At 43.0% G+C, this 1,996-nt stretch carries 2 protein-coding genes; both read left to right on the top strand.

From position 1 onward, the window contains the following. Window positions 1-148 precede the first annotated feature (148 nt). On the top strand, window positions 149-568 hold the full coding sequence (locus tag H5202_RS21395; RefSeq protein WP_182773829.1) for a LexA family protein: 420 nt from the start codon (window positions 149-151) through the stop codon (window positions 566-568). Window positions 569-570: 2 nt separating this feature from the next. Further along, window positions 571-1,827, top strand: a complete 1,257-nt coding sequence (locus H5202_RS21390; protein WP_182773828.1) for a Y-family DNA polymerase — start codon at window positions 571-573, stop codon at window positions 1,825-1,827. The last annotated feature ends 169 nt before the right edge of the window (window positions 1,828-1,996 follow it).

Here is a 1,996-nt window from a genome sequence, read left to right as displayed (position 1 = left end):
CTCGGGGATTATTATTCTACAGGTTGCTTGAACAAGCAGTGCGTTCTAAGCCGATAACGTACCAATCAATTAAAAATCGATAACCACAATATATAGTGATTGGTTGTGCTAAGTGGATAGCCCTTGCATACATACAGTGGTAAATATTATGCGCATTATTCCTATCCATGCCAGTGCTGGTATTACCGGTTTTGAGTCGCCGGCCTCAGAGTATTTACAGTTATCATTAAGCCTGGATGAACTGTTAATTGAACATCCAAGTGCCACATTTATTGGCGTTGCTACTGGCGATTCGATGCAAGGTGTGGGTATTTTTTATGGTGATTTATTGATTGTGGACCGCCATGAAACTGTGCGTCATGGCGATGTCATCGTGGCTAATTTCAATGGTGAGTTTGTGTGTAAAATCCTGGATAAACCACGCAGGATGCTTCTGTCATCAAATGAAAAACACCAGCCCCAAGTCATCAATGATTATGACTCATTCAATGTTGAAGGGGTTGTTATCCGCTCTATCCGTTGCCACCGTCAAAGCCCTCTACTTACTAGCAAACCAGAGGTGAGTTAACCATGTTTGCTTTAGTGGATGCGAACTCATTTTATTGCAGTGCGGAGCAGGTCTTTCGTCCCGATTGGCGGGGTAAACCCATCATCGTATTAAGTAATAATGATGGCTGTATTGTTGCTGCTAATCGACAAGCTAAAGCGCTTGGTGTGCCTAAGTTTGCACCTTATTTCAAAGTAAAAGACTTATGCCAAAAGCAAGGCGTGATTGCCTGCTCAAGCAACTATGAGCTCTATGCTGACCTATCGATGAAAATGATGACCATTATTGGTCGTTTTGCACCAGAGCAGCATGTTTATTCCATCGATGAAAGCTTTCTATCGTTTAAGCACTGTTATCCTGCCATTCAATGTTTGCGTACCCAGGGTCAATTAATTCGCCGAGCAGTCTGGAAAGAAGTGCGACTGCCCGTTTGTGTGGGTATGGGTACAACGTTAACCCTGGCAAAAGCTGCCAATCATGCAGCGAAAAAACGACCTGACTATAAGGGAGTGTGCGTGATTGATAGTGAACAAGAGCGGATAGCTATTTTACACTCAATGAGTGTCAGTGACGTGTGGGGTATTGGTCGGCGTATAAGTAAAAAACTAGCGCTGATGAATATCAACAATGCCTTAGAGCTCGCCAACATTCCACCAGGCTTAGCGCGTAAACAATTCAGCATTGAAATTGAGCGCACCGTTCGCGAGTTAAATGGTCAAGTGTGCAAGCTGTGGGATGAGGCGAGGGCAGATAAGCTGCAAATTTTCTCCACTCGCAGTGTGGGAGAACGCATTGTAGATTATGATTTATTACTGCAAGCATTAAGCAAGCATATTAGTATTGCTGCCTCAAAAGCGAGACGTCAAGGCTCGCATAGTAAAACCATGATGCTGTTCGCGAGTAACTCGCCCTATGATGAACACCCAGTGAACTTCAAAGTATTAGTGTCTTTTCCTTGCCCAACAAATTGCACAAACGAGCTAACGCAAGCGATGAGTAACGCTGCGCCATCACTGTTTAGATTGGGTGTACGATATTACAGAATTGGGGTAGGCCTGCTTGATTTAAGCACTCAAAAACACACTCAACTCGATATGTTCAATACTTCGAAGGCCAATCCCGCGCTAATGCGAGCGTTAGATGGAATAAACCAGCGCTATGGAACCGATACATTATTTTTAGCGGCTCAAGGTGTTGAACAAAAATGGTCGATGCGACGAGATTTACTCACACCACAGTACACAACCGACTGGAAAAGCTTGCCAGCTATAAAATGTTAGACAGGGCATGGATTTAGAGATGTGAGCATTCGTTGTTGGCGTCTAAATCTTGATGTGGAAAATGAATAATTGATGATCTAAATTCAAGTTCAGTATAAGGTAATTAAATATAACAATCTGCAATCTTGTGTATGAAACGCCTATGCATATTTTATTTCTCTGTACTGCC

Source organism: Shewanella sp. SG41-4, from assembly GCF_014164505.1.
In the GTDB taxonomy this organism is placed as follows: domain Bacteria; phylum Pseudomonadota; class Gammaproteobacteria; order Enterobacterales; family Shewanellaceae; genus Shewanella.
Note: the sequence above shows the minus strand (reverse complement) of the source record. Positions and strands in the feature narration are given on the sequence as shown.